Annotated in this window: 1 protein-coding gene; it reads left to right on the forward strand. The window is 71.4% G+C overall.

Features of this window, described 5'->3' with window-relative positions:
- Positions 1 to 1,047: arabinosyltransferase domain-containing protein (locus ACIRS4_RS39055; protein WP_404205158.1), on the forward strand; the 1,047-nt coding region annotated here is incomplete at both ends.

Here is a 1,047-nt window from a genome sequence, read left to right on the forward strand (position 1 = left end):
GCTACGCGCCGCAGAGCTTCGACGCCACCATTCCCTGCGCCGCCGTGGCCCAGCTGGGCGCGAAGGGCGGCACCCTGGCCGCCACCGGACCCAATGGCGCGCCGGACCTCGAGAAGTACGGATTCGTGGCCCGCGTCACCGCGGCGACCACCGCCGACGGCGTCACCACGCCCGGCAAGCTGGAAGCGATCCTGCACCACAAGACGCTGCTCAGCGTGCCCGTGGACCAGCTGGGCGCGGGCTGCGCGCTCACCGTGCACTCGGACTTCACCTCCTCCACCGCGACGCTGACCGGTTCCTCGGTCGAGCCGGTCACCCTCGACGGTGACTACCGGCCGCAGCTGGTCGGGATCTTCAGCGATCTGACCGTCTCCGACGGCGCGAAGGTCACCGCAGCGGTGGACAGCCGCTTCACCTCCACCCCGGGCCCGCTCAAGCGGATGGCCATCTGGACGGCCATCGCCGGCACCCTCGTCGCGCTGGGCGCCCTGTTCGGGCTGGACCGCCTCGACGGCCGCCGCAGCCGCCGCTTCCTGCCCAAGCACTGGTGGACCTTCCAGCCGGTCGACGCCGTGGTGCTGGGCACGCTGGTGCTGTGGCACTTCATCGGTGCCACCACCTCCGACGACGGCTACCAGTTCGGTATGGGCCGCGCGTCCCTGCACGCCGGATACATGGCCAACTACTTCGGCTACTTCGGTGTCCCCGAAACCCCGGTCGGCACACCGTATTACGACCTGATCGGCCATATGGCGCAGGTCAGCCCGGCGAGCGTGTGGATGCGCCTGCCCGCGCTGGCGGCGGGCGTGCTGATCTGGCTGGTGCTCAGCCGCGAGGTGATCCCGCGCCTGGGCGCGCGGGTGCGCCGCGACCGGATCGCGGTGTGGACCGGGGCGCTGGGCTTCCTGGCCGTGTGGCTGGCCTACAACAACGGCCTGCGGCCGGAACCGCTGGTGGCTCTCGGTGTGCTGCTCACCTGGGTGTCGGTGGAGCGGGCCATCGCGACCGGGCGGTTGCTGCCCTACGGCATCGCCGTCAGCATCGGCG

The organism is Streptomyces sp. NPDC101166, from assembly GCF_044768125.1.
GTDB lineage: Bacteria > Actinomycetota > Actinomycetes > Streptomycetales > Streptomycetaceae > Streptomyces.